The sequence below is a fragment of the Pseudomonas sp. SDO5532_S415 genome, assembly GCF_054071155.1.
Map to the genome: position 1 here is coordinate 1 of NZ_JBSVWS010000346.1, position 1,756 is coordinate 1,756.

1 protein-coding gene is annotated in these 1,756 nt (G+C 61.8%); it reads left to right on the plus strand.

Annotated elements, in window-relative coordinates; all coding sequences use genetic code 11:
- Positions 1-1,756, plus strand: a 1,756-nt coding sequence (locus tag ACW9HW_RS29980) for a condensation domain-containing protein (protein WP_457402947.1), incomplete at both ends; no start/stop codon positions are given.

The following is a 1,756-nucleotide window of genomic DNA, read 5'->3' on the forward strand; positions in this document are numbered from 1 at the left end:
TTGCCGGCACCGGACGGCGACGCCGTTGTGCGTGCGCAATATGAACCGCCCCAGGACGAAATCGAATCTGCCTTGGCGCGGATCTGGTCGCAGTTGCTGAACGTGAAGCAGGTCAGCCGTTACGACAACTTCTTCGAGCTGGGCGGTCATTCCCTGTTGGCCGTCAGCCTGATCGAGCGCATGCGCCAGGCCAATCTGTTTATCGACATTCGCCGGCTGTTCGGCGCGCCAACCCTGGCCGAACTGGCACGGCATATCGAAACCCGCAGCCCCGAGTTACCGATCCCGCGCAATCTGATCCCGGCGGATGCCGAACGCATCGTCCCGCAGATGTTGCCATTGGTGACCGTCGATCAAGCGACGCTCGACGACATCGTCGCTCAGGTGCCCGGCGGTGCAGCCAACGTGCAGGATATATATCCGTTGGCACCCTTGCAGGAAGGCATCCTTTTCCATCACCTGATCGAGCAGGAGCGTGACCCCTACGTGCTCAGCGGCGCGCTGGGATTCAAGACACGATCGGCTGTGCAAGGCTTCATCGAGGCCTTGCAGCAGGTCATTGATCGTCACGAAATACTGCGCACCGGTTTTGCCTGGAACGACCTGGAACAGGCGCTGCAAGTGGTTCACCGCAGAGCGGAACTGGTGGTAAAAACGCTCGACGTGGGGACGCCGGACCAAAAGCCGCCCCAGTGGATCGACATCACCCGGCCGCCGTTGCTGAACTGTTCGGTCGGTCACGATCAGGCCAATAACCGCTGGCTGTTGCATATCGTGTTCCACCATTTAGTGCTGGATCACACCAGTCTTGATCTGGTGCTTGAGGAAGCACTTGCAATCGTACAAGGTCGCGCCGATTGCTTGCCCGCACCTGCGTCGTTTCGAAATTTCATCGCCCAGACCTGCTTGACCGAAAGCCGGGCGACGCATGAGGTTTTCTTTCGGGAAATGCTGGGCGATATCGACGAGTCGACCGCACCTTTCGATGTGCGGGACATCAACGGCGACGGTCATGATGCGCTGGAGGCCCAGCGCATGTTACCGGACGCATTGTCACGCCGCTTGCGCAGCCAGGCACGGCGTCACGGTGTAAGCGCGGCCAGCGTGATGCACCTGGCGTGGGCGCTGGTGCTGGCGAAGATCACGGGGCGCGAACGTGTGGTGTTCGGCACCGTGCTGTTCGGGCGTCTGCAAGGTGGCGAGGCTGCCGACAGGGTGCTTGGCCTGTTTATCAACACCTTGCCGATACGCGTCGATATCGGTCGTCTGGACACCGCCGGCAGCCTGCGCCAGACCCACGATCGGTTGGTGGAGTTGCTGGCCCACGAACACGCGCCGCTCTCGCTGGCCCAGCGTTGCAGTGCAGTGGCCGCCCCGGCGCCGCTGTTCACCACGCTGTTCAACTACCGCTACAGCGCGGATGCGCCTCAGGCAAAAAAGAGTCAGCGTCTGGGGGATGATATCGAGCACCTGGGGGGCCGTGAGCGCACCAACTACCCGTTGACCATGGCGGTGGACGACCTCGGCGAGGCCTTCAGCTTGACCGTTCAGGCTGTATCGGGCATCGATGGCGAGCGCGTCTGCGGTTACATGTTGTCCGCGCTGGAGCACATCGATGAGGCACTGGAGTTCGCCCCGGCGACACCCGTCCATGCCTTGCAGGTGTTGCCGCCGCAGGAGCGGACCCGACTGCTTGAGGATTTCAATCCGCCGCGCTTTGACCACCTGCAACCGCAGACCCTCCAACAACTGTTCG